This is a genomic window from Mesorhizobium sp. C264A (genome assembly GCF_040324515.1).
In the GTDB taxonomy this organism is placed as follows: Bacteria; Pseudomonadota; Alphaproteobacteria; order Rhizobiales; family Rhizobiaceae; genus Mesorhizobium.
In genome coordinates this window covers 485,599-508,477 of sequence record NZ_JAMYVY010000002.1, presented here as the reverse complement: position 1 = coordinate 508,477, position 22,879 = coordinate 485,599, and the positions used below count along the sequence as shown (strand labels likewise).

Here is a 22,879-nt window from a genome sequence, read left to right as displayed (position 1 = left end):
CTTATGCGGAATAGCGCTGGAAAATCAGCGTTGCGTTGGTGCCACCGAAGCCGAACGAGTTGGACAAAACCGTGTCGATCCTGGCGTCGTCGATGCGCTTGCGCACGATCGGCATGCCCTCGAATTCGGGATCGAGGTTTTCGATATGGGCGCTCTCGCCGATGAAGCCGCCTTGCATCATCAGGATCGAGTAGATCGATTCCTGTACGCCGGCGGCACCCAGCGAATGGCCGGTCAGCGACTTGGTCGAGGTGATGAACGGCATCTTCTCGCCGAACACCTCTCGGATGGCGCCCATTTCCCGGGAATCGCCGACCGGCGTCGAGGTGCCGTGGGTGTTGATGTAGTCGACCGGCGTGGACACCGTCGCCAGAGCCTGGCGCATGCAGCGCACCGCGCCTTCGCCCGACGGCGCCACCATGTCGTAACCGTCCGACGTCGCGCCATAGCCGACGATCTCAGCGTAGATCTTGGCGCCGCGCGCCTTGGCGTGTTCGAGCTCCTCCAGGATGAGGACGCCCGCGCCGCCCGCGATGACGAAGCCATCGCGATTGGCGTCATACGCGCGGGAAGCTGTCGGCGCACGATCGTTATACTTCGACGACATCGCGCCCATGGCATCGAACAGGTCCGACATCGTCCAGTCGAGGTCTTCATGGCCGCCGGCAAACATCACATCCTGCTTGCCCCACTGGATCAGTTCGTAGGCGTTGCCGATGCAATGCGCCGAGGTCGAGCAGGCCGATGAGATCGAATAGTTGACGCCGTGGATCTTGAACCAGGTGGCGAGCGTCGCCGACGCGGTCGACGACATCGCCTTCGGCACCGCGAACGGACCGATGCGCTTGGGGCTGTTGTTCTTGAGCGTGGTCTCGGCCGCCTCGACGATGGTGCGGGTCGAGGGGCCGCCCGAGCCCATGACGATGCCGGTGCGCTCATTGGTGATGTCGCTTTCGCCAAGCCCGGCGTCGGCGATCGCCTGATCCATCGCGACATGGTTCCAGGCCGCGCCCTGGCTCAGGAAGCGCATGGCACGCCGGTCGATCATAGGGGTCGGGTCGAGCGTCGGCGCGCCCCAGACCTGGCAGCGGAAGCCGTGTTCGGCGAAGGAATCGGAGAAGCTGATGCCTGATTTGGCATCGTGGAGCGAGGATTGCACCTCGTTGGCGTTGTTGCCGATCGACGATACGATGCCGAGGCCTGTGACGACGACCCTTCTCATTCGCAACTCCTTCCAGCGGATGATCCCGAAACCCTAGTAGGTTTTCGCCGGCGATCATACGCAAAATCAAAATGCCGCAGCGTCGTTGCGCGTCCGGGAACGCCCTGCTGCAGTGGCGCCGGTCAGGCGGCCGATTGCTTGGACAGCCCCACCTTGAGGTCTGTCGCAGCGTATATGGGTTCGCCGTCGGCCTTAAGCCAGCCATCGGCGATACCGAGCACCAGGCGTCCACGCATGACGCGCTTGAAATCGATGCCGTATTCCACCTTCTTGACCGAAGGCGTCACCATGCCCTTGAACTTGACCTCGCCGGTCGACAGCGCCATGCCCTTGCCCGGCTCGCCGAGCCAGCCGAGGTAGAACCCCGTCAATTGCCACATGGCATCGAGGCCCAGGCACCCAGGCATGATCGGATTGCCGATGAAATGGCAGGCGAAGAACCACAGGTCCGGCTTGATGTCGAATTCGGCGCGGATGAAGCCCTTGTCGTGGGCGCCGCCGGTCTCGCTGATCTCGGTGATGCGGTCGAACATCAGCATGGGCGGGTAGGGTAGCTGGGCGTTGCCGGGCCCGAACAGCTCGCCGCGGGCGCAGGCAAGCAATTCCTCATAACCGTAGCTGGATTTCGAACCCGCCATATGTCTCGTCCCCATAATGTCCCGGGCGGTGGGGCGCCCTTGTCGTTGGTTTCCTAACACAATCCCTTTCGGGCCGGAAACCGGCGTTTGCGCTTAACCCGCCCGTCTGCCCGGGTCAATGCGCGCTCTCGCATCGGCCCGAAATCGATTTCGATTCCGGAAAGCACGATGCGACGCCAAAAAAGCGATAGAGCGCACTTAGTGCGTCCAACTGGACGCACGTCGCTCTATTGATCGTATTCCGCCAACAGAATATATGTCGGGAGGTATCCAGTTTCGGTTGATGACGTTTTTTCGCCACTCTGGGCGTGTCTTGAGGCAGAACTGTGGGCTTGGACGGATAGATGGATCTGGGCTGCCGGAAGGAAAATGTCGCTGTGGACAAGCGGGTTCGCGAAGCCGGCCTCAGGCCGACACGCCAACGCATTGCGCTGGCCGATCTGCTGTTTGCCAAGGGCGACCGCCACCTTTCGGCCGAGGAACTGCATGAAGAGGCGGTCGCCGCCGGCGTGCCGGTCTCGCTCGCCACCGTCTACAACGCGCTTCACCAGTTCACCCAGGCCGGCCTGCTGCGCATCCTGGCGGTCGAGGGGTCCAAGACCTATTTCGACACCAACACCTCCGATCACCATCATTTTTACATCGAAGGCGAAAACAGGATCTTCGATATAGAAAGCGGTCCGGTGACCGTCTCCAACCTGCCGGAGCCACCCGCAGGCATGGAGATCGCCAATGTCGACATCGTGGTGAGGCTGCGCCCGAAGCGCAACGTTTAAGCCCCACCCCATGAAGCCTGTCGATTTTGCAATCCGGCTCGAATGGGTTGCGGTCGCGCTCGTGGCTATAGTCGCCTATGCCGCGTCAGGCGTTTCCTGGTGGCTGTTCGCCCTGCTTATTCTGGCGCCCGACCTGTCGATGCTGGGCTATCTCGCCGGGGCACGGATCGGCGCTGTCGCTTACAACGCGTTGCACATCCTGTTCGTCCCGCTGTTGCTGGCCCTCACCGGATATGTTCTGGCCAATTCGACGGCGACCGCGATTGGTCTGATCTGGATCATCCACATCGCCGTCGACCGCGCGCTCGGCTACGGTCTCAAACTGTCGACCGGTTTTCAGGACACCCATCTCGGCCGTATCGGCCGTTAGGCCTCCAGAATCTCAATTCTTGACGTGCTCGCCGGGATAGGCGCCCCACACCTGCGACTGGGCGATCCAGCCGGTGTGGCCGTCGAAGGTCATTTCGCACCACTGGCCATCGCAGGTTTTGATCGTGCCCGTAACGCCCGGCTCGATGATGGCGATGACGCTGGCGTCCTTATCGGCATGGTCGAGCAGATTGATTCGGCCACCTTTGGTGCGTTGCCAAGGGGCGACGATCGCGGTCCGGCGGCCCGACAGCAGCGACTGGTTGATCCAACCCTCCGAGCCATCGGCATCGCGCACCCGCCGCCAGGTATCGAATTCCTGGATGATTTCCATCGGCAGGCCGGCCTTTGTGTACATCCAGTCGACGGAATAGTTGGCGCCGGGGCCAACGCGCGAGTTGACGCGAGCCGATTTCAGGCTGACGAAACGCGGCAGCGGCAGGCCGCTCGGCCCGAGCGTGACCGTCTGCACAGGTGCGGCGGCACCTTGCGCCGCCGCTTGCGGGGAATGCAGGAGAGCGCCGAGAAGCGCTGCGCTGAGGATCAGGCGAAGCGACGCGAAACCAGACACTTTCATTCCTTTCGGCGCGTGCCCTTTGGCCCGGGCGCCCCTTTTTCTTTGTCTTCGGCGGCACCGCTTGTTACAGGAGTGGCAGGCACCGCGACCGGTATTCAGTTTCGCCTGTCTTGGTTAAAGAGGTCTCAACGAGATCGGGTTCGAGGAAACAATGGCAGGCAAAAAACGGCCTCTCGTCGTCATCACGCGCAAGCTGCCCGATCCGGTCGAGACCCGCATGCGCGAACTCTTCGACGCCAGGCTGAATGTCGAGGACCGCCCGATGACGCAGCCGGAGCTGGTCGCGGCGATCAAGGAAGCCGATGTGCTGGTGCCGACCATCACCGACCAGATCGATGCGGCGCTGATTGCCCAGGCCGGCGACAATCTCAAGCTGATCGCCAATTTCGGCAATGGCGTCGACAAGATCGACGTGGCGGCGGCGGCCAGGACAGGCATCACCGTCACCAACACGCCGAACGTGCTGACCGAAGATACGGCCGACATGACCATGGCGCTGATGCTGGCCGGCCCGCGGCGGCTGGTCGAAGGCGCCAATGTGCTGACCAGCGACAAGAAATGGGCCGGTTGGTCGCCGACCTGGATGCTCGGCCGGCGCATCTGGGGCAAGCGCCTCGGTATCGTCGGCATGGGCCGCATCGGCACTGCGGTTGCGAGGCGCGCAAAGGCTTTCGGCCTGTCGATCCACTACCATAACCGCCATCGCGTGCTGCCGGCGGTCGAGGAAGGGCTGGAGGCGACCTATTGGGAAAGCCTCGACCAGATGCTTGCCCGCATGGACATCATCTCGGTCAATTGCCCGTCGACGCCGGCGACCTTTCATCTGCTTTCGGCGCGGCGCCTGGCTCTGCTTCAGCCCACCGCCTATGTGGTCAACACCGCGCGCGGCGACATTATCGACGAGGAAGCGCTGGTCAAGCTTATCCAGGACGGCAAGATCGCCGGGGCCGGGCTCGACGTCTACGAGCACGAACCGGCGCTGAACTCGAAACTGCTGAAGCTTGCCGCCAAGAACAAGGTCGTGCTTTTGCCGCATATGGGCTCGGCGACGATCGAGGGCCGCATCGACATGGGCGAGAAGGTGATCATCAACATCCGCGCCTTCTTCGACGGCCACCGGCCGCCGGACCGCGTGCTGCCGCTACGGACTTGAAGCGGGCCGCGTTCAGGATGCGGTTGTGAGGGCGCCATCCGCCGCGACACTCACACGCTTGCCGCAATAGGCCTCAAAAGCGTCGCGCCTGAGCCTGAGCGCTACCGGCGTCGGCCAGCCCATTTCCTTGGCCACAATCAAGCCAAGCAGCAGGATCGCGTCCGGCTCGTGCAGCACGAGTGCCGTCGGCGCATGGCCATTGTGGACGAGTTCCATCAGCACGGCTGACGCTGAGGACGAGCCGATCGTGCCGGGCAGGAACAGCACACGCCCGGAAATGGTCTCGCCATGCTGCGGGTGACGGACATCGGCGATGCGGCCGCTCTTCGGATCGACGCCGCCCCAGAAGCTGATCGGCGCCGTCAGCACCAAGGCCAGCCCTTCGCCTCCGCTGCCCGGCACCAGGATTTCAGCGACGGCGCTCATGCGGCGATATCCGTAAACCTCGGCTTACCCAGGACGGCGCTTTCGACGCAGTCGGCAAGCGAGCCGTAAAGCACGGCGTAGCCGGTATTGCCCGGCGCGTATTGCGCGAACTTTCCCGAATTGGTCATCAGCACGCCGCCGGCCAGATCCGGCAGGATCGGCGTCACCACCACGCAGGTGTCGGCGACGATGATGACGCCGCTGGCTTCGAGCATCTTGCGCTTGCCGTTCTGCCCCAGCCTGGTGAGCACGTGGCGGCCGGTGCAGGCGTAAATCGGCACGCTGAGCCGCCGCCTGCCAATCAGCCGCTCAAGTGCATCGAATTCGGCCAAGGACAGGTGCGGACTGCCGATCGCCACGGCATCGATGGCGGTCTGCGTGGCTGCGGTGGACAGGCCGGCGCGGGCCTTCATGGCCATCTCCGGCGTTACGCGGGTCATCGTTTCCGGCCTGCCGCCCACCAGGATGGTCTCGGCGTCGGGCGCCTCGGGCGTGACGCCGGCAATGTGGAACAGGCCGACGGCGCCCGACGATGCCGCCGCCGCGCCGAAGGCCTTCAGCGCATCCTCGCCGGGATGGCTGGATATGCCGGTGACGACGCCGACCGCATTGCCGACCTCACGGCCGTAGAGGTTGCCCAGCACCGGCCAGGCGATCTCGGATCCAAGGAACGAGGCGGAGAGGCCGGACACATCGAACACCAGCCGTGCCTGCCGGTTCTCGGGGCGATGCAGGCCGTAATCCGGCGCGCGGCCCGATATGGCGCAGGCGATGTCGAGGAAGTCGCCATAGCGGTTGGTGCGTGCCCCCAGAACCGAATTGCAGAACACCACCGCGTTGGATTCACCCCAGGCGACATCGCTGCCAAGCGCCGGCCTGTGGCCGGCCTGATAGGGCGCGCAGGTCCAGCTCTGCTCGCAGCCCAGTTTGCGGTAGGCCTCCATCATTCGTCGCGCCATGCCGCGCGCCGGCTCTTCGAGGCGCACGCGCGAGCAGCCCATCAGGTCGAGCGCGCCGACATTGAGCGTCGAGCGCACCGCGACCCTGGCGCCGCTATCGACCAGCCTTTCGGCAAACAGTGTGCCGGAATCGCCGTGATAGAGCGCGCCGTCTATATGCGTCGAGGCGATCGGGATCAGTCGCGGCGCGCCGAGCAGCGCAGCGCTTTCGGCAACGATGCGCATCGCCATCGCCGCCCCGTCATGGCCGGAGGCGACTGTCTGCTCCTGTGAGCTGAGTGCAAGGCTCACGCCAACTCCTTGCGCAAGGTGATCGAGGTCGGCCGGTCATAGCCGTCATGCGCGGTGCGTTCAGTCTCGCGAAAGCCGAGACCGGCAAAGGTTGCATGATTTACGGTCAGTTCGATTCGCGTCTGCAGTTCGATGGCCGGTTTGTTCCGGCTGCGGGCGAGAAATTCGACAGCCTGCATCAGCCGCCTGCCGATGCCTTGCCCTTGAAGCTCAGGTTCGACGGCGAGCTTGCCGATGTAGAAATCATCGGCTCTCTCCAGCGCGAAAACGCAGCCGGCGATCCTGTCATCCTGCAGGGCCAGCAACACGGTCTCGCGACCAGCCTTGTCCCTGAGGTTTCCGGCGTTCAGCAGATGTGCCGAGGAGGGCGGGTCGATGACGCCGTCCATCGGTGCAAAGGCGCGCATGATCAGGCTGAGCAGTTCGTCCCAGCGCTCGAAATCGGAGGCGAGCTGCGTAACAAGAACGCTGGTGGACTGATCCATAAGCTCAGTTTCTCTTGTAGCGGATCGTGTCGAAGCGCGCCGACAGCGCATCGTAGAGCAGCAGCCGGCCGACCAGTGGTTCGCCGATGCCGGTGATCAGCTTGATGGCTTCCACTGCCTGCAAGGTGCCGACGACGCCGGTCAGCGCACCGACGACCCCGGCCACGGCGCAGGACGGCACCAGCCCCTCTGGCGGCGCTTCGGGAAAGAGGTCGCGATATCCAGGGTTCGGCTTGCCGTCGGCGCCGGTGCCGAACGGCATCAACACCGTCACCGAGCCGTCGAAGCGGCCGACGGCGGCATGCACGAGCGGCCGCTTTTCCGCCGCGCAGGCATCAGCCACCACATAGCGCGTCTCGAAATTGTCGGAGCCGTCGACGACCACGTCGTAGCGCGTGACGAGGACGGCAGCATTGTCGGCCGTCAGCCTGAAATCGTGCAATTCCACCGCGACATGGGGATTGATCCGGGCGATCGCTGCTTTGGCGCTCTCGGTCTTCGCCGTGCCGACCGTATCGGTGGCGTGGATCACTTGCCGCTGCAGATTGGACAGCGAGACAATGTCGTCATCAACGATGCCAAGCGTGCCGACGCCCGCGGCAGCGAGATATTCCAGCACCGGCGCGCCGAGCCCGCCGGCGCCGATCACCAGTACCCGGGCCCGCTTCAGCCTCTGCTGGCCGGCGCCGCCGATCTCGGGCAGCACGATGTGGCGGGCATAGCGTTCGAGTTCTTCGTCGGTGAGGGCGGCAGGGGTCATTGCCCGACCATATAGCGGAGCAAAAACCTTGTCAGGTCTCTTCGGTTGGCCCAACCGTGCCGTGGTCGACGGTGAGGAACTGCGCGCGTCCCCTCAGGCTGGAAAACAGCGCGGCGTCGGTTCCGGTCATGAAGGCCTGGCAGTTCAGCTCCTCCAGGATCGAGAACAGCGCGGCGCGCCGGCCGGCATCGAGATGCGCGGCAATCTCGTCGAGCAACAGGATCGGCGTCATCGCCGACATCTCGCCGGTCAGCCTTGCGTGCGACAACACGATGCCGACCAGCAGCGCCTTCTGCTCTCCGGTCGAGCAGAGTTCGGCCGGCATCGCCTTGGGGCGGTGGCGCACCAGTAGATCCGAACGGTGCGGGCCGTCGAGCGTGCGTCCGGCGGCGCGGTCGCGCTCGCGGCCGTCGGCAAGGGCGTCGCGATAGCGTTGCTCGACATCCACAGCGGGTGCTGAGGCGACATGGCTTTCAAGGTCGCCGAAGAGGCTGATGTCGGCTTGCGGAAACGGCCCGCTGGACGGCAACCTGTCGATCATGGCGGCCAGCAGGCGCACCAGCTCGGCGCGCGCCGCGGCAATCGCCACGCCGGTTTCGACCATTTGCATCTCGATGGCGTCGAACCATGCGCCGTCTCGCGAACCTTCCGTAAGCAATCGGTTACGTCCGCGCATCGCCTTCTCATAGTCGAGCGCGCGCTGGCCGTGGCCGGGATCGATCGCAAGCACCAGCCTGTCGAGAAAGCGCCGCCGGTCCGCGGCAGGCCCCGGGAACAGGCCGTCCATGGCCGGCGTCAGCCAGACCACGCGCAGCCATTCCAGCATGGCGTCGGCCGACCGTGCCGGCGCGCCATTGATGCGCACCTTGCGACCGCCCTCGCCGGCCGCTTCACCCCCGGTGATGCCGGTGCCGATCTCGACCTGCCCCTCCGGCCCGTCGAGCCTTGCGTGGAGCGCAAAGCCGCCATCGCCGCCTTCGCGGGCCACGTTGACATAGGGCGCCCGGCGCAGGCCGCGGCCAGGCGTCAGCAGCGAGATGGCTTCCAGGAGATTGGTCTTGCCGGCGCCATTGTCGCCGGAAAACACCACCGCGCCGGGTGAAAAGCCGATCGACAACGCCGCATAATTGCGGAAATTCGTAAGTGTGAGCTTACTTATGTGATTTTGTTCCGGCAACCGCTATCCGCCTGTAGAAGTCGCCGCAATCACTATGCTGCAGTGTGCCGCAGTGCGGCTACACCCGCATCGGCATCAGCACATAGAGCGCGGTCTCATCGGCCATGTCGTGGATCAGCGTCGGCGAGCCGGCATCGGCCAGCATGAACTTGGCTTCCGTGCCGGTGAGTTGAGCAGCGACGTCGAGCAGATATTTGGCGTTGAAGCCAATCTCGATCGGGTCGGACGAATAGTCGGCCGCCAGCTCCTCGGTGGCGCTGCCCGAATCCGGATTGTTGACGGCAAGCGTCACCTGGCCTTCGGTGATCGAAAGCTTCACCGCGCGGCCGCGTTCGGAGGAGATGGTCGAGACGCGATCGACGGCGGCGGCGAAGCTCTGGCGGTCGATGATCAGCTTCTTGTCGTTGCCGGTCGGAATGACGCGCTGGTAGTCCGGGAAAGTGCCGTCGATCAGCTTCGAGGTCAGAATCACGCTGCCGATGGTGAAGCGGATCTTGGTGTCGGACAATTCGGTGGTCACCGCGACATCGGGATCGTCGACCAGCTTCTGCAACTCGCTGACCGTCTTGCGCGGAATGATGATGCCCGGCATGCCTTCGGACCCGGCCGGAGCGTCGATCTCGGCGCGCGCCAGGCGGTGGCCGTCGGTCGCCACCGAACGCAGCTTCAGCTTGCCGCCGGTTTCATGCGTGTGCAGGTAGATGCCGTTGAGATAGTAGCGCGTCTCTTCGGTGGAGATGGCGAACTGGGTCTTTTCGATAAGGCCTCTCAGGGCGACGGAATCGAGCCGGAAGATGTGTGAGAAGGATCCCGCCGAAAGCTCAGGGAAATCGGACTGCGGCAGGCATTGCAGGCGAAAGCTCGAGCGGCCCGACGTCACCGTCATGGCGTTGCCGTCCTCGTCGGTCTTCAGCATCACTTCGGCGCCGTCGGCCAGCTTGCGCACGATGTCGTAGAGCAGGTGCGCCGGAACCGTCGTCGCCCCGCCGCGCTCGACCTTTGCCGGCGTCGCTTCGGTCACTTCGAGGTCGAGGTCGGTGGCTTTCATTTCAAGGCTGGCGCCCTCGGCGCTGAGCAGCACGTTCGACAGGATCGGTATGGTATTGCGCCGCTCGACCACGCGATGAACGTGGTTGAGCGACTTCAGGAGATTGGACCGTTCCAGGATAACACGCATGACGAAACAGGCTCGCTTGAATGAATGGACGGGTCACCAGTGGGCGGCGCCCCGCGAAAGGTCTGAACAGGCTCAGAATCTATGCAAACTGACAGGAAAAAGCCAGCAAACGCAAGTCCGGGCCACCGGTTCGCGCCGGTTAAGCGGGCTTTCTGGGGATAAAGCAGACGTTGGCCGGCAACCGGTGCATGTCGCCCAAAACTGCGCAGCGGTTTTGGGACAACGACATGCATCAAAACAAGAGAATTTAAAGCGCGACGACCGAATACTCTAACCCGGCGCTCCGTTTGCCGCGTCTATCAGGCTTGGTCGTTGATCAGCCTGCGCAACAGTTCCAGTTCTTGCGCCAGCGTGTTGTCGACGCCGGAAAGGTCCTCGATCTTGCGCACCGCATGCAGCACCGTGGTATGGTCGCGGCCGCCGAAACGCCGGCCGATCTCCGGCAGCGAGCGCGGCGTCAATACCTTCGACAGGTACATGGCGACCTGCCTGGGCTTGACGATGGTGCGCGTGCGCCGGTTGGACAGCAACTCGGTCTTCGACACATTGTAGTGGCGCGCCACGATGCGCTGGATGTCCTCGATGCGCACCCGCTTCGGCTCGCCAGAGCGATAGATGTGGCCGAGGATCTCGTCGATGCGGTCGATGGTGATCGCCGGCTCGAACGACTGACGAAACAGCAGCTGGTTGAACGCGCCCTCCAGCTCACGACCGCTGCCGGTCACCGTGCGGGCGACATGGTTGAGGATCTCCTCCGAAATATTGAGCGATGCATCGTCAACCTTGGCGGTGGCAAGCCGAAGTTTGAGCATGCCGATGCGCATGGCGAAGTCTGGCGCCGACATTTCCAGCGCGACACCGCCATTGAGGCGCGAGCGCACCCGCGGTTCCAGCGATTCCAGTTCCGACGGCGGCCTGTCGGCGGCAACCACCACTTGCTTGGCGCTGTCGAGCAGCATGTTGATGAGATGGCAGAATTCGTGCTGGATCGACTTGCCCTGCAGGAACTGCATGTCGTCGATGATCAAGAGGTCGATGTCGCGCAGCTGTTCCTTCAGCGTCAGCGCATTGTTGTCGCGGATCGCGGTGGCGAAGCGCCACATGAAATATTCGGCCGTCAGGTAGACGACGCGCGATTTCGGGTTCTGCTTCAGGGACTCGGCCGCGATCGCCTGCAGAAGGTGCGTCTTGCCGAGCCCGACGGTCGCATGAAGGAACAGCGGGTTGAAGCGCACCGCGCTCGACTGCGATTCCGCCACGGCTTTGGCTGCGGCGAAAGCCACCCGGTTCGACGGGCCTTCGATGAAGGAGCCGAACGTGTAGCGCGGGTCGAGCGGCGACCCCAGCACATTGTGCCGGAATTCGCTCTCGATCGGCGTGCCGGGACGAGGGGCGGGCGCCCGCTCCACCCTGCCGGGGCCGACCGTGCCGGCCGCCAATGCGGTCTGCGTATGCTTGGTCATCTTGCGCGCCGGCACGGCCTCGGGTTCGACGCCATTGCGGGCAGGACGGGTCGCGGTGCGCACGACCATCTCGATCTTGAGGATTTCGGGATCCTCGTGCTTCCACAGATCGGCGATGAGATCGAGATAATGGCCATTGATCCACGAGCGCAGGAAGGCCGTGGGCACCGAGATGCGTACAATGCCCCGGGAAGCCTCAGCCACCTTCATGCGGCCGAACCAGCTCGAATAGACCTCGGTTCCCAGGCGCGCCTTCAACTGGGCCTTGACCCGGTCGAACTTCTGTTCCGCGTCGCTGGAAGCCGCCATATCGTGCGCTCCGACCAATGTTCCGGGAAATGGCAGGTCGCCCGTAAGCTCCCGCTCGATGCCGCTCTGCATGATTGTGCGTCCCTTTTCCTTTGTACCTTTTTTCCGCCGGGAGTGCGCCTCCTGCACCCATGTTTCCGGCGACCGTATCTTCGCTACAACACCACCGCCGCCGCCGGCGGATGACGTTGCCTCGTCAAAAAGGGATCGGTCCCGGCTGCTTAAAGCCAGTCCGTCTGACATGTTCGGGCAAAGCGGTGCTGCCCGGCGAAAACGCCGGTGCGCCATCAAGCTGCCATGTACAATTACGCCAGTCCCCTATCGTATCGAAAAGGCAAGCCATACCCGTTCGCGGAATTGATCCACGTCATGAATTCTGCCACTGTTAGCTGGCCGATTCAGGCTGGGTTAAGGGCTAATGGCCCGTCCCTTTCGATAGATCGACATTACCGAAATCGCTGTGGATAGGGCAAGGCCACCTCTAACGGATTTTTAAGGAATCTGGTTAGTGAACAACGGTTCGGGCTCCGTGCTGGAAGCGCATATTTTGACAAAGCCATTGGGATTCAAACCCTTTTGCCGCGAATATGAAAATGGCTGTGCGGTTTGAAATTTTCTGAAATAATTCGCTTGACACCAACTTGCTGCCTGTCGCCCACAGGCGATGTGAACAAGCTGTGGATCACTTCCAGCAAGCCACTGAAAAATATCAGCAATTTGTGACAGCCAAATTTATTGGCGTGGGCCGTTTCGGCGGATTGGAATATCAGTGGGAGTGTATGTGCCGGCAAAGCATTCCGGACTCTGGAATGCGGCTCGGGCATGCTTTGCGGCCGTTCTTTTTAAGTGCTTGCCGGCAAACGAAAAAACCCGGCGCGATTGGCCGGGTTTGAAAGAACGACAGTTCAGGAACGGTCAATCAGGCCGACAGCACCTTGAGGCGGTGAGCCAGACGCGACACCTTGCGCGATGCCGTATTCTTATGGATCACGCCCTTGGTCGCGGCGCGCATCAATTCCGGCTCTGCGGTCTTGAAGGCTTCCAGCGCGGCTGCCTTGTCGCCGGCAGCCAGTGCCTCTTCGACCTGGCGGACATATGTACGCACGCGCGAGCGGCGGTTCTTGTTGATCGCTGCGCGGCGGGCGATCTTGCGCGTTGCCTTTTTGGCCGAGGAGGTATTGGCCATGATGCCTCTCTTCTGATCTGGTGGGCGCATGCGGGATGCCGCAGGGCGCAAAAAACAAACGGGCAGCCAACGGCCGCCTCGGTTGGAGCGGCTTATAGTTCAGCTTTTCCGGCGCGTCAACGCCGCTTTGGCTTCTTTTTGGTCCTCGCCGCCGCCACTCTAGCGATTGGTGAAATTCGGCTTCCGCTTCTCGGCAAAGGCGGCCATCCCTTCCTTCTGGTCGTCGAGCGCAAACAGCGAGTGGAACAGCCGGCGTTCGAAGCGCAGTCCCTCCGCCAGCGTCGTCTCGTAGGCGCGGTTGACTGCCTCCTTGGCCATCATCACCGATGGCAGTGAAAACTCTGATATCCTGGCCGCGGCCTTCATCGCCTCCTCGATCAACTCGCCGGCCGGCACGACGCGCGAGGCCAGGCCGCTGCGCTCGGCTTCGGCGGCATCCATCATCCGACCGGTCAGGCACATGTCCATGGCCTTCGACTTGCCGACAAAGCGGGTCAGCCGTTGCGACCCGCCCATGCCGGGAATGACGCCGAGCGTGATTTCGGGCTGGCCGAATTTCGCCGTGTCGGCGGCAATGATGAAATCGCACATCATCGCCAGTTCGCAGCCGCCGCCCAGTGCATAGCCGGCGACCGCCGCGATCATCGGCTTGCGCGCACGGGTAAACTCTTCCCAGCCGACGAAGAAATCCTGCACATAGGCCTCCGCGTAGGTGACGGCCTGCATTTCCTTGATGTCGGCGCCCGCCGCAAAAGCCTTCTCGGAACCGGTGATGACCATGGCGCCGATGCCGGGATCGGCGTCGAACCCCTTTGCCGCCGTCAGCAAATCCGCCAGCACCTGCGCGTTCAGCGCGTTGAGCGCCTTGGGCCGGTTCAACGTGATCAGGCCGACCTTGCCGCGCGTCTCGACGATGATGGTTTCATAGCTCATGGGCTGGCCTCCTGGTTGCGGCACTGAAGGACCGTCTAGCTTACCGCTGGCAGGTCCGGCAATAAAAGGTCGAGCGGCCGCTTTGCACGATGCGCTCGATGTGGCCGCGACAGCCGGGCGTCGGACAGGGCTCGCCTTCGCGATCGTAGACCGCGAAGGAATGCTGGAAATAGCCCAGCGACCCGTCTGTGTGCACATAGTCGCGCAGCGAAGACCCGCCGGCGGCGATCGCATCGGCGATCACCGAACGGATTGCCTCGGCCAGTCGTTCGCTCTGTTCCTTGGCCTTCTTGCTGGTCCCGGCGATGGTGCCTGCCTCGCGCAATGGCGAAAGGCCGGCGCGCCACAGCGCTTCCGACACATAGATATTGCCGAGCCCGGCAATCAGCTTCTGGTCGAGCAGCGCCGCCTTCAACGGCGATCTGCGGCCCTTCAGCAGAGAGGCGAGCAGGGCGCCTTCCAGCGCATTGCCGGTCGGCTCGACGCCCAGTCCCGCCAGCATCGGATGCGCGTCGGCCAGGCCTTCCGCAAACAGCATGAAGCCGAAGCGACGCGGGTCGTTGAAGACCACGCGAGACTGGACGCCGACAGGCGACACGACATGGAACACCACATGGTCGTGCTTGGCATCCTTCGAGCGCTCTTGATGGAACGTGCCGGGCGTCTCTTTCTCATCGGCGGTCTCGATGCGGAACGAGCCCGACATGCCGAGATGGCAGATCAGCACCGGGCCATCGTCCAGGTGTATGGTGAGATATTTGGCGCGGCGGCCAAGCGCGATGACCGTCTTGCCGGTCAGCCGCTGCGCAAATTTCGCCGGAAACGGAAATCTGAGATCGGGCCGGCGCGCCTCGACGCGTACGATCCGCGCGCTTTCCAGAACCGGCTGCAGGCCGCGCCGGACGGTTTCGACCTCGGGCAGTTCAGGCATGGCCGCCTATCGCCGCATGGAAGGAAGCGCCGTGGCGGCCGCGCGCCAGCTTGAGGTGTTCGGCGACCGTCTCACCGATATCGGCGAAGGTGGTCCTGAGCCCGATGTCGCCGCCCGTGAGACCTGGTGCGGTGCCGATGACCGGGACGCGTTCGCGCGTGTGGTCGGTGCCACGCCATGTCGGATCGTTGCCATGGTCGGCGGTGAGGATAAGCAGATCGCCCGGCTTCAGCTTTGCCAGTGCCTCGGGCAGCCGGCGGTCGAAGGCTTCGAGCGCCGCAGCATAGCCGGCGACGTCGCGGCGATGGCCGAACTCGGTGTCGAAGTCGACGAAATTGGCGAACACCAGGTCGCCGTCGCCGGCATCGTCCATCGCGCCCAGCGCCTTGTCGAACATTGCCATGTTGCCGGGCGCCTTGCGTACTTCCGAGATACCGCGGTGGGCGAAGATGTCGCCGATCTTGCCGACCGCGATCACCCGGCTGCCGCGCCCGGTCAAGCGGTCGAGCAGCGTCGGCTCAGGCGGCGGCACGGCGTAGTCATGGCGGTTGTAGGTGCGCTCGAAGGTGGCTGATGTTTCGCCCAGGAAAGGCCGTGCGATCACCCGTCCGATTTTCAGCGGATCGACCAGCCGGCGTACCGTCTTGCAGAACTCGTAGAGCCGCTCCAGGCCGAAATGAACTTCGTGCGCTGCTATCTGCAGGACGGAATCGACCGAGGTGTAGCAGATCGGCTGGCCGGTGCGGATATGCTCCTCGCCAAAGCGCTCGATGATCTCGGTGCCGGGTGCATGGCAGTTGCCGAGAATGCCCGGCACCTTGCCCTCGCGGATCATCGCTTCGGTCAGTTCGGCAGGGAAGGCGGGCACCTTATCGGGGAAATAGCCCCAGTCGAACCGCACGGGCAGACCTGCGATTTCCCAGTGACCCGACGGCGTATCCTTGCCGCTCGAAATCTCCTGCGCGGCGCCGTGGAAAGCGGAGGCTGAAACAGCGGCTTTGCTGTCGAAGTGGAAGCCGGTTGCGGTTTCTGCTGCGCGGCCGAGACCGAGCGAAACCATGGTGGGCACCTTCAGCGGTCCCTCGCGCAGGCCCTCGCGATCGGCGCGGGCTTCCGCGCAGGCCAGCGCGATATGTCCGAATGTGTTCGAGCCGGCGTCGCCATAGCGTTCGGCATCGGCGGCGCCGCCAATGCCGAAAGAATCGAGAACGAAGAGGAAAGCGCGTGCCATCGGTGCCGTCATTGCCAGTCTGGTTGACCAGACATAAGGTCCCGTCGCGGCATTGGCAAATCGTAAACCAGGCGGCAACGGCCTGGCGCGATAGTCGCGAAGTCGGGCAGGCGTGGTGTACGCATCCTTGAGACATGCGATGCGCTTCAAGGAACGGCGTGCGGGGCATGGATCGATGAGACGGGCTGACCTCGGTTGGAGTGCACTGGCGACCACTGTAGCGCTGCTGGCCTCGCAGCTCGCGGCGCACGCCGACTGGCGCGACGAGATCGGCACGTTTCGGATCGGCATCGTTGCCGAGCCGGGCGCCGGCAACACGGTTCCGGGTCTGGCCTTGCTGACAGACGCCTACGGCAAGGCGCTCGGCATGAAGGTGGAATTCGTCGTCGCGCATAACTATGCGGCGCTGATCGAGGCACAGGCCAATGGCCGGATTCAGTACGCGGTCTATTCGGCGACCGCCTACGCCACCGCCTCGGAGCGCTGCGGCTGCGTCGAACCTCTTGTGGCGCCGGTCGATGCCGACGGTGCCACGGGCATCCGCTCCGTGCTTTTGACGCGCGACGGCAGGCTTTCCGATCTCGCGGCCCTGGAAACGCACCGCATTGCCATGGCGCCTTCCGACAATGTCGGCGGTTCGCTTCTACCGCTCGCCGGGCTGGCAGCCGACGGCATCAAGATCAGCCAGGATGCGCCATTCCTCGCTCATGCCGGCTCGGCTGCCGCCGCAGAAGCGATGCTGGCCGATGGCCAGGCCGATGCCGTGTTCGGCTGGGAGCGGGCCACGGCGGAAAACCGGACGGCGATTGCTGGCGATCAGCCGGCTGATCCGGACGGCACGGCGGCGCGACTGGAGGCGGCGGGCATTCCAGAAGCCGCGCTCCAGATCATCTGGACCTCCGGCGTGCTCAGATACGGCCCTCACGCCGTCCGCAGCGATCTCGACCCCGAAGCCAAACGCCGACTGACCGTCTTCCTCACCAATCTCAGATCGCAGTCGCCGGAAGTCTACGATTTCGTGGAATCGAAACATTCGGGAGGGTTCACGCTCGCCGCTGCGAGTGACTATGCGATGGCCGCTTCCATCGTGCGCCTGGTGTCGGGCAGCACCGACAGCGGCGCGCAATGAACCCGGGTTGAATGGGTAGAACTGCTTCAGCAATCGCTGCAGGGGATCGACGTGGCCCGGCGCGGCCTGAGATAGTAGGTTTCGCTCATCGTTATCTTGCCTTTGTTGAAGGCCGAGATAAATCCGAGCGGCTTTTCGGAGCCTTCCGACCAGGAGATGATCGGTTGGTATGCTAGAGTGGTTTTGACACGAATGAGGAAAGTCCCCGCAACATTGAGCGTCGCCGGAACGGTGGTGGAAGTTGTCGGGTTGGAGTCGCGGCCAGTCTTCCCATCCAGCACGCTCCAGGACCACGCCACCTTTGCTTGCGGTATCGGATTGTTCGGGTCGGTTCTGATGTCGATTGCCGTAATGGAGATATTGGCGACCGAGCGGTTGTAAGGCTGAAGGCTGGAGTTGCCGATCTTCATGATGTCGGTGAGATCTGCGTTGACCACCGACGTTTGCTGCGTGACGAGGTCGGCAACCATGGAGCTGATGCGGCTGACCTTCTTGCTGGCCTCGATGGCTTGCGAGGCCTCCATGGTAATGAAATACATGATCAGCAAGACAGGCACGATGAGGGCAAACTCGACGGCCGCTATGCCGCGCCGATCGGAAAAAAACCGCGCCGCTCTCTTCCAGACAACCGACATCCCCGGATGTGCCCCCGCACGAAACATGCACTTTTCCTTTTGCTTACACGTGCAAACTCAGTTGTCGAATGGCTCGTTTTGCCACGTTGTCGTCGCGTAATGCAGAGTCTTGCCGCCATCCATATTCGACATGTATTGAGCCATGAAATCGGTCATGACCGGCCAAGGGTAAAAGACCCGCAGCATGTTCTTTGATTCTGCCGGACCTATTGTAGGGGTCCCGAAAGCCGGGTCCTTGCCTGTATCCGGATCCTTGCCCGTCAGCGTGATGGTCGAGCCGGAAATCGTGAAACCCGCACTGGCTGCCCCGGCAAAGGTCTTGAACGGGCGCAGATCCACCAGCAAACCGGGGCAACCCTTCGCGACAATGATCTCGAGTCTGGCGCAGACCAAGCCCTTCAGCTTCTCTTCCGTCACATCGGCTTGCCTCAACTGGCCAGTACGCAACTGACGGGCGATATCATCGGTGATGTTGGCCATCACCTCCTGTCCGGCAAATGAAACGCAGCTCTCGAGGATGGCGAAGACGAGAGCCGCAAACGGTAACGCAAGCATCGCGAATTCTATCGCCGTGCTGCCGCGCCGATCACCAAGGAAAAGACGGGCAAACGTCACGCGCCCTGCCTTGACCTTGCAGATCTCGCGTTCTGAATCCTCGTCCAAAACGTCGCCCCTATCCCGTTTCTACCGATCCTGATGCGGTACCGTCAGCACCACTATCAAGAACCCATTTAGCTCCGGTTTGAATGACCGTTAAATTCGACCAGGCGACATTAACCGGCCGCTAACCGACGCGGCTTTCCCGAGACAATCAAGCCAACTGAGGCGCTTACTGCCCAGCGCTCATCTCGGCTTCGGACGACTTTTCCGAGTCGCTCTTGTACGAGCTTTCGCAATAGGGCGTGCAGGACATGGTCTGTACCGAGGCGCGCCTGTAGATACGCACGGACGACGCGTCCTGGCGCACCACGGTCACCTGCTCGTCGACGATCGGGCTGCCATCGTGGTCGAGGACAACCAGATTGGTGACGCCGAACCCCTTGCCGGTCAGCACGATCGTCGATGCATCCTGGACGGAGGCGTCGGCAATCGCCGGATTGCCGACGACGATGGTGTCGGCGGGGCGTGTCAGTTTGACGATCTTGGCCTGATTCATCGTCACTTCGATGCCGGCTCCGGCCTTGGCCGGCAGCACAAAAGCCGGGACGGCGAGAAGCGCGACAAGCAGGAATGACGATTTCATGGCAGTCATCAAGGCGCTCCACAGCGGCAAAACTTGTTCAAAGAAACATGAAGGAGATTGGTGAACCAACGGTTAAACCTTGACCGTCGCCGGGGTATTCGCACCAATCTTGCTGCCAGCTAATATAACAATGCATCCTGCCGATAGCCGTGAGATTACAGCTTTTCACGGGCAGGCGAGCTACTTTCCAGCGTTTAGTTTACGGTTAACCACGCAAGCTGTTCGAAGCGGGAAAGGAATCGGTAAGGCTGTTTATTAAGCCGATTGAAAGAGCTTCTCCGTAGATTGGCAGCATCCGATCAACCACCACAGAAGTTGACGGAAGTGCTGTAACACGTGGAGTAGGAGCTCTCGAATGTCTAATCTCATCGCACGTTTCGCGAAGGACGAATCCGGCGCGACCGCTATCGAATACGGTCTGATCGCAGCTCTCATCGCGCTTGCCATCATGGTTGGCGCTGGTCAGCTCGGCAATGCCCTGAACAACAAGTTCAAGGACATCGCGGATTGCGTGAAGGATCCGACGAACGCTGCTTGTAAGTAATAGTCTAGCATCCTGTTTCGACGGGTAGACTGGAAGGGCCGCCTCGCTGGCGGCCCTTTTGTCTTTGAAGATCGTTTGGCTTTGGTCTTTGCTGCGCCGCTTGGCGCCCTGACATTTCCCGGGATTTGCCCCGCATCAGCAGAACTCACCAATCCTTAACCCAAGCCGCCTAACCTGCAGCCATCGTTGCCTTTCCAACCATGAGAGACCGATGCTCAACGCGCTGATCTTCGTTGTCTTTCCGTTTTGCATGCTTTTTGCGGCGATCTCCGACGCGCTGTCGATGACAATCTCCAATCGGGTGCCGGCGCTGCTTGTGGCCGTCTTTGCCGTGGTTGCGCCACTGACGGGTATGGACTGGGCAACTTACGGCTGGCATTTCGCCGCCGGCGGCCTGGTGCTGGCCGTGACTTTCGGTCTGTTTGCGCTCGGCGGCATGGGCGGAGGCGATGCCAAGCTTTTGGCAGCCACGTCCATCTGGATGGGGCTCAACATTCACCTTGTCAATTACCTCGTCGCTTCGACGTTCATCGGTGGCATGCTGACGCTCGCCATTCTCTTCTATCGGAAATCGCCGCTGGCGACCTACACCAGTCACAATCCGGTCCTGCGCCATTTCGCCGACGAGATGAATGGCGTTCCCTATGGCATCGCACTCGGCATTGGCGGGCTGCTGACCTATCCCGATTCGCCCTTGATGGAATGGGCATTGGCAAGGTTGGCGACCTGATGTAGCGAACCTCCTCTGCCCTTTCGGCATCGATCCTGAAGAGGCGGCTTAGCCGCCTTTTTCATTTGTTGGAGCATGGTCGTGTAATTATGTAAACCTTGAATTAATCACGATCGTAAGCATTGTATTAACCTTGTTTTGACGATTGCCGCTGCAAAGTCCGGCCTGGCTAGGTGGTTGCCTAAAGGCGAGGGTTCGGACAGATGCCAGCATCCCGACTGATCATTCTGGGCGTGGCGGTGGCCGCGGCGGGTGGTGCAGGTTATGTTGCCAAGAATATGGTGGCGGTCCCGCCCCAGCAGGTCGTCGTCGATGCCCCGCAGGCGCCGGCCATCGCCTTGCAGGATGTGCTCGTGCTTTCCGGCGACGTGCCTATGGGAAGCCCGCTTGAAAACAATCTCAGCTGGGAGTCCTGGCCGTCCGATGGCATCAATGCGAATTTCATCACCCGTGCCGCCGAACCCGAAGCGCGGGAGAAGCTGAAGGGCTCCGTCGCCCGCATGGCGATGTACACCGGTGAGCCGCTGCGGCGCTCCAAGCTGATCGGCGAGGGGCAGAGCTTCATGTCTTCGATCCTGCCCACCGGCATGCGTGCCGTCGCCACCGCGATCTCGGCCGACACGTCGGCAGGCGGCTTTATCCTGCCTAACGATTTTGTCGACGTCATCATGACCCGCAGATCCGACACCGGCAACGCCGGTAGCGGATTCACCACCGAGACCATCCTCAAGAACATCCGCGTCCTGGCGATCGATCAGACCATCCAGGAGGACGAGGAAGGCAAGAAGACCAGGGTCGGACAGACGGCGACGCTGGAGCTGACGCCGCAGCAGGCCGAGATCATCACCGTCGCCCAGCAGATGGCCGATCGCCTGACGCTGGCGCTGCGCTCGATCACCGACAACAAGGAAAAGGGTACCGATGAAGCCGACTACCTCGTTTCCGGCAATGGGCGACGCGGAACGGTGCGGTTGATCAAATCGGGCGAAGTTTCCGAAGTAGGGGCAAGGAAATGAGGTTAGTCGCTAGACTGCCGGTCACCACGGCTGCGGCCATCGGCCTGCTTTTTCTCGGAGCCCATGCAAGTGGCCTTGTCTACGCCAAGGCCGCCGGAAAGAGCGTCGGGGTCACGGCCTCGTCGGCCACGCAACGTGTCAAGCTTGGCCTCAACAAATCGGTGGTCATCGATCTGCCGAGCGACGCCTACGACATCCTGGTCGCCAACCCCGCGGTCGCCGATGCGGTGACCCGCACCGCAAGGCGGATCTATCTGTTCGGCAAGTCGGTGGGCGAAACCAACATCTTCGTCTTCGGTCCCAATGGCGAGCAGATCGCCAGCCTGGATCTGGCCGTCGAACGCGACGTCGCCGGATTGGAAGATTATCTCAAGCGCTTCCTTCCGAATGCCGAGATCAAGGTCGAGTTGCTGAACGACAACGTCGTCCTGACCGGGACGGTGGACACGCCGCTCGATGCCAAGCGCGCCGTCGATCTGGCAACCATCTTCGTGTCCGGCGGTGAAGCGACGACCGGTCAGTATTCGCAGACCGCGGCGGGCGGCAATGCCAATGGCGGCGTCGACATCAACAATCCGGATGCCGAACGCCGGGTCTCGAAGATCGTCAACCTGCTGCAGATCATCGGCGACGACCAGGTGACGCTGAAGGTGACCGTGGCCGAAGTCAGCCGCTCGGTGATGAAGCAGCTCGGCGTCAACATGGTTGGCAAAGGCAGCTCCAACGGCATCAGCTTCAATGCGACCAGTGACACCTTCCCCGGCCTAGGCAAGCCGTTGTCGAGTTCGGGGGTCAATTTCGCCACCTCGGCTCTGCAGGGCTACATCACTGCGATGGAGCAGTCCGGCGTCATGAAAACGCTGGCCGAGCCTACTTTGACGGCCGTCTCCGGCGAGAAGGCGACCTTCAGGGTCGGCGGCGAGTACAATATGGTCAGCGCCGTTACAAACGCCAAGTCGGACGCCAATCAGAATGCCGACAGGGTTTGGACGGCTCAGAAAATCGAATACGGCATCGGCCTGGAATTTCAGCCTGTGGTGCTGTCGCCCGGTCGCATCAGCCTGAAGGTCAGGACGTCGGTTTCTGAACCGACCACCGAAGGCGCGGTCTCTTTCGGAGACACCAACGTCATATCGCTGCGCAAACGTTTGGCCGACACGACCGTGGAACTGCCTTCGGGTGGATCGATGATGATAGCCGGCCTCGTCCGCGACGACGTCAGGCAGGCGGTTAACGGCTTGCCCGGACTGACCAAGATCCCGGTGCTCGGCACGCTGTTCCGCAGCCGCGATTTCGTCCGCAACGAAAGCGAGTTGGTCATCATCATCACGCCTTATCTGGTGCGGCCGGTGGCGCGCAACGACCTGGCCAAGCCGGATGACAATTTCAACGCCGCTGGCGATGGCCCGGCCATGTTCCTTGGCCGCGTCAACCGCGTCTACGGCACCATGCAGACAGACAAGCCCAACGGCCGCTACCACGGCGTTGTCGGCTTCATCTACAAGTAAGCGGGGAGCGG

At 62.5% G+C, this 22,879-nt stretch carries 26 protein-coding genes; 9 read left to right on the top strand and 17 right to left on the bottom strand.

Annotated features, from left to right (window positions below; translation table 11 throughout):
- Position 1: 1 nt before the first annotated feature.
- Together fabB and fabA are read right to left on the bottom strand one after the other, a co-directional pair.
- Positions 2 to 1,222 carry a beta-ketoacyl-ACP synthase I gene (gene fabB, locus NKL04_RS21520; RefSeq protein ID WP_023699465.1) on the bottom strand — a complete coding sequence of 407 codons (1,221 nt, stop codon included), beginning with the start codon at positions 1,220 to 1,222 and terminating at the stop codon, positions 2 to 4.
- A gap of 122 nt (positions 1,223 to 1,344) precedes the next feature.
- Positions 1,345 to 1,860, bottom strand: a complete 516-nt coding sequence (gene fabA / locus NKL04_RS21515; protein ID WP_023669566.1) for a 3-hydroxyacyl-[acyl-carrier-protein] dehydratase FabA — start codon at positions 1,858 to 1,860, stop codon at positions 1,345 to 1,347.
- Positions 1,861 to 2,204: 344 nt separating this feature from the next.
- Here fabA and irrA point away from each other — a divergent pair, with 344 nt between their 5' ends.
- Positions 2,205 to 2,636: an iron response transcriptional regulator IrrA gene (gene irrA, locus NKL04_RS21510; RefSeq protein ID WP_023699466.1), complete on the top strand. Its 432-nt coding sequence runs from the start codon at positions 2,205 to 2,207 to the stop codon at positions 2,634 to 2,636.
- Between the two features lie 10 nt (positions 2,637 to 2,646).
- Positions 2,647 to 3,006 (top strand): DUF4260 domain-containing protein, encoded by a 360-nt coding sequence (locus tag NKL04_RS21505; protein ID WP_023699467.1) that lies wholly within the window; start codon positions 2,647 to 2,649, stop codon positions 3,004 to 3,006.
- 12 nt (positions 3,007 to 3,018) lie between these two features.
- Here NKL04_RS21505 and NKL04_RS21500 read toward each other — a convergent pair whose 3' ends face one another.
- Complete coding sequence (locus NKL04_RS21500) at positions 3,019 to 3,576, bottom strand: SH3 domain-containing protein (RefSeq protein ID WP_023699468.1); 558 nt, start codon at positions 3,574 to 3,576, stop codon at positions 3,019 to 3,021.
- A gap of 157 nt (positions 3,577 to 3,733) precedes the next feature.
- Here NKL04_RS21500 and NKL04_RS21495 point away from each other — a divergent pair, with 157 nt between their 5' ends.
- Complete coding sequence (locus NKL04_RS21495; RefSeq protein ID WP_023699469.1) at positions 3,734 to 4,735, top strand: 2-hydroxyacid dehydrogenase; 1,002 nt, start codon at positions 3,734 to 3,736, stop codon at positions 4,733 to 4,735.
- Between the two features lie 12 nt (positions 4,736 to 4,747).
- On the opposite strand, the gene NKL04_RS21490 is transcribed toward NKL04_RS21495, so the two are convergent.
- The 7 genes from NKL04_RS21490 to dnaA form a co-directional block, all read right to left on the bottom strand.
- On the bottom strand, positions 4,748 to 5,161 hold the full coding sequence (locus tag NKL04_RS21490) for an aconitase X swivel domain-containing protein (RefSeq protein WP_023699470.1): 414 nt from the start codon (positions 5,159 to 5,161) through the stop codon (positions 4,748 to 4,750).
- The gene (locus NKL04_RS21485) at positions 5,158 to 6,411 is read right to left on the bottom strand and encodes an aconitase X (protein ID WP_023699471.1); all 1,254 of its coding nucleotides are present in this window, start codon (positions 6,409 to 6,411) and stop codon (positions 5,158 to 5,160) included. The genes NKL04_RS21490 and NKL04_RS21485 overlap by 4 nt, the downstream gene beginning before the upstream one ends.
- On the bottom strand, positions 6,408 to 6,896 hold the full coding sequence (locus NKL04_RS21480; protein WP_023699472.1) for a GNAT family N-acetyltransferase: 489 nt from the start codon (positions 6,894 to 6,896) through the stop codon (positions 6,408 to 6,410). The genes NKL04_RS21485 and NKL04_RS21480 overlap by 4 nt, the downstream gene beginning before the upstream one ends.
- A gap of 4 nt (positions 6,897 to 6,900) precedes the next feature.
- Positions 6,901 to 7,656 carry a molybdopterin-synthase adenylyltransferase MoeB gene (locus tag NKL04_RS21475; protein WP_352724356.1) on the bottom strand — a complete coding sequence of 252 codons (756 nt, stop codon included), beginning with the start codon at positions 7,654 to 7,656 and terminating at the stop codon, positions 6,901 to 6,903.
- A gap of 31 nt (positions 7,657 to 7,687) precedes the next feature.
- Complete coding sequence (gene recF, locus NKL04_RS21470) at positions 7,688 to 8,833, bottom strand: DNA replication/repair protein RecF (protein WP_023699473.1); 1,146 nt, start codon at positions 8,831 to 8,833, stop codon at positions 7,688 to 7,690.
- Positions 8,834 to 8,891: 58 nt separating this feature from the next.
- Complete coding sequence (dnaN, locus tag NKL04_RS21465; RefSeq protein ID WP_352651297.1) at positions 8,892 to 10,010, bottom strand: DNA polymerase III subunit beta; 1,119 nt, start codon at positions 10,008 to 10,010, stop codon at positions 8,892 to 8,894.
- A 299-nt stretch (positions 10,011 to 10,309) separates the two neighbouring features.
- Positions 10,310 to 11,854 (bottom strand): chromosomal replication initiator protein DnaA, encoded by a 1,545-nt coding sequence (gene dnaA / locus NKL04_RS21460; RefSeq protein WP_031195619.1) that lies wholly within the window; start codon positions 11,852 to 11,854, stop codon positions 10,310 to 10,312.
- A gap of 605 nt (positions 11,855 to 12,459) precedes the next feature.
- Here dnaA and NKL04_RS21455 point away from each other — a divergent pair.
- The gene (locus tag NKL04_RS21455) at positions 12,460 to 12,675 is read left to right on the top strand and encodes a hypothetical protein (RefSeq protein WP_156933890.1); all 216 of its coding nucleotides are present in this window, start codon (positions 12,460 to 12,462) and stop codon (positions 12,673 to 12,675) included.
- Between the two features lie 26 nt (positions 12,676 to 12,701).
- On the opposite strand, the gene rpsT is transcribed toward NKL04_RS21455, so the two are convergent.
- From rpsT to NKL04_RS21435, 4 genes are all read right to left on the bottom strand, one after another.
- Positions 12,702 to 12,968, bottom strand: a complete 267-nt coding sequence (gene rpsT, locus NKL04_RS21450; RefSeq protein WP_023681995.1) for a 30S ribosomal protein S20 — start codon at positions 12,966 to 12,968, stop codon at positions 12,702 to 12,704.
- Between the two features lie 159 nt (positions 12,969 to 13,127).
- Positions 13,128 to 13,901: an enoyl-CoA hydratase gene (locus tag NKL04_RS21445; protein ID WP_023681994.1), complete on the bottom strand. Its 774-nt coding sequence runs from the start codon at positions 13,899 to 13,901 to the stop codon at positions 13,128 to 13,130.
- 40 nt (positions 13,902 to 13,941) lie between these two features.
- Positions 13,942 to 14,832 carry a bifunctional DNA-formamidopyrimidine glycosylase/DNA-(apurinic or apyrimidinic site) lyase gene (mutM, locus tag NKL04_RS21440; protein ID WP_023696719.1) on the bottom strand — a complete coding sequence of 297 codons (891 nt, stop codon included), beginning with the start codon at positions 14,830 to 14,832 and terminating at the stop codon, positions 13,942 to 13,944.
- Positions 14,825 to 16,063, bottom strand: coding sequence for a phosphopentomutase (locus tag NKL04_RS21435; protein ID WP_023699474.1), 1,239 nt, complete (start codon positions 16,061 to 16,063; stop codon positions 14,825 to 14,827). Before NKL04_RS21435 ends, mutM begins: the two co-directional genes overlap by 8 nt.
- A 175-nt stretch (positions 16,064 to 16,238) precedes the next feature.
- Between NKL04_RS21435 and NKL04_RS21430 the strand changes: the two genes are divergently transcribed.
- On the top strand, positions 16,239 to 17,192 hold the full coding sequence (locus NKL04_RS21430) for a PhnD/SsuA/transferrin family substrate-binding protein (protein WP_023699475.1): 954 nt from the start codon (positions 16,239 to 16,241) through the stop codon (positions 17,190 to 17,192).
- Between the two features lie 26 nt (positions 17,193 to 17,218).
- Here the strand turns inward: NKL04_RS21430 and NKL04_RS21425 are convergent, their stop codons facing one another.
- From NKL04_RS21425 to NKL04_RS21415, 3 genes are all read right to left on the bottom strand, one after another.
- Complete coding sequence (locus NKL04_RS21425) at positions 17,219 to 17,854, bottom strand: TadE/TadG family type IV pilus assembly protein (protein ID WP_023699476.1); 636 nt, start codon at positions 17,852 to 17,854, stop codon at positions 17,219 to 17,221.
- A 30-nt stretch (positions 17,855 to 17,884) separates the two neighbouring features.
- Complete coding sequence (locus NKL04_RS21420; protein ID WP_023699477.1) at positions 17,885 to 18,490, bottom strand: TadE/TadG family type IV pilus assembly protein; 606 nt, start codon at positions 18,488 to 18,490, stop codon at positions 17,885 to 17,887.
- A gap of 166 nt (positions 18,491 to 18,656) precedes the next feature.
- Positions 18,657 to 19,079, bottom strand: a complete 423-nt coding sequence (locus NKL04_RS21415; RefSeq protein WP_023681988.1) for a pilus assembly protein N-terminal domain-containing protein — start codon at positions 19,077 to 19,079, stop codon at positions 18,657 to 18,659.
- Positions 19,080 to 19,425: 346 nt separating this feature from the next.
- Here NKL04_RS21415 and NKL04_RS21410 point away from each other — a divergent pair, with 346 nt between their 5' ends.
- From NKL04_RS21410 to NKL04_RS21395, 4 genes are all read left to right on the top strand, one after another.
- Complete coding sequence (locus tag NKL04_RS21410) at positions 19,426 to 19,614, top strand: Flp family type IVb pilin (protein ID WP_023699479.1); 189 nt, start codon at positions 19,426 to 19,428, stop codon at positions 19,612 to 19,614.
- 211 nt (positions 19,615 to 19,825) lie between these two features.
- A complete protein-coding gene (locus tag NKL04_RS21405) occupies positions 19,826 to 20,344 on the top strand; it encodes an A24 family peptidase (RefSeq protein WP_023699481.1) in 519 nt (172 codons plus the stop codon).
- A 203-nt stretch (positions 20,345 to 20,547) separates the two neighbouring features.
- The gene (cpaB, locus tag NKL04_RS21400; RefSeq protein WP_023688721.1) at positions 20,548 to 21,360 is read left to right on the top strand and encodes a Flp pilus assembly protein CpaB; all 813 of its coding nucleotides are present in this window, start codon (positions 20,548 to 20,550) and stop codon (positions 21,358 to 21,360) included.
- Positions 21,357 to 22,868, top strand: a complete 1,512-nt coding sequence (locus tag NKL04_RS21395; RefSeq protein ID WP_023699482.1) for a type II and III secretion system protein family protein — start codon at positions 21,357 to 21,359, stop codon at positions 22,866 to 22,868. Before cpaB ends, NKL04_RS21395 begins: the two co-directional genes overlap by 4 nt.
- Positions 22,869 to 22,879 lie beyond the last annotated feature (11 nt).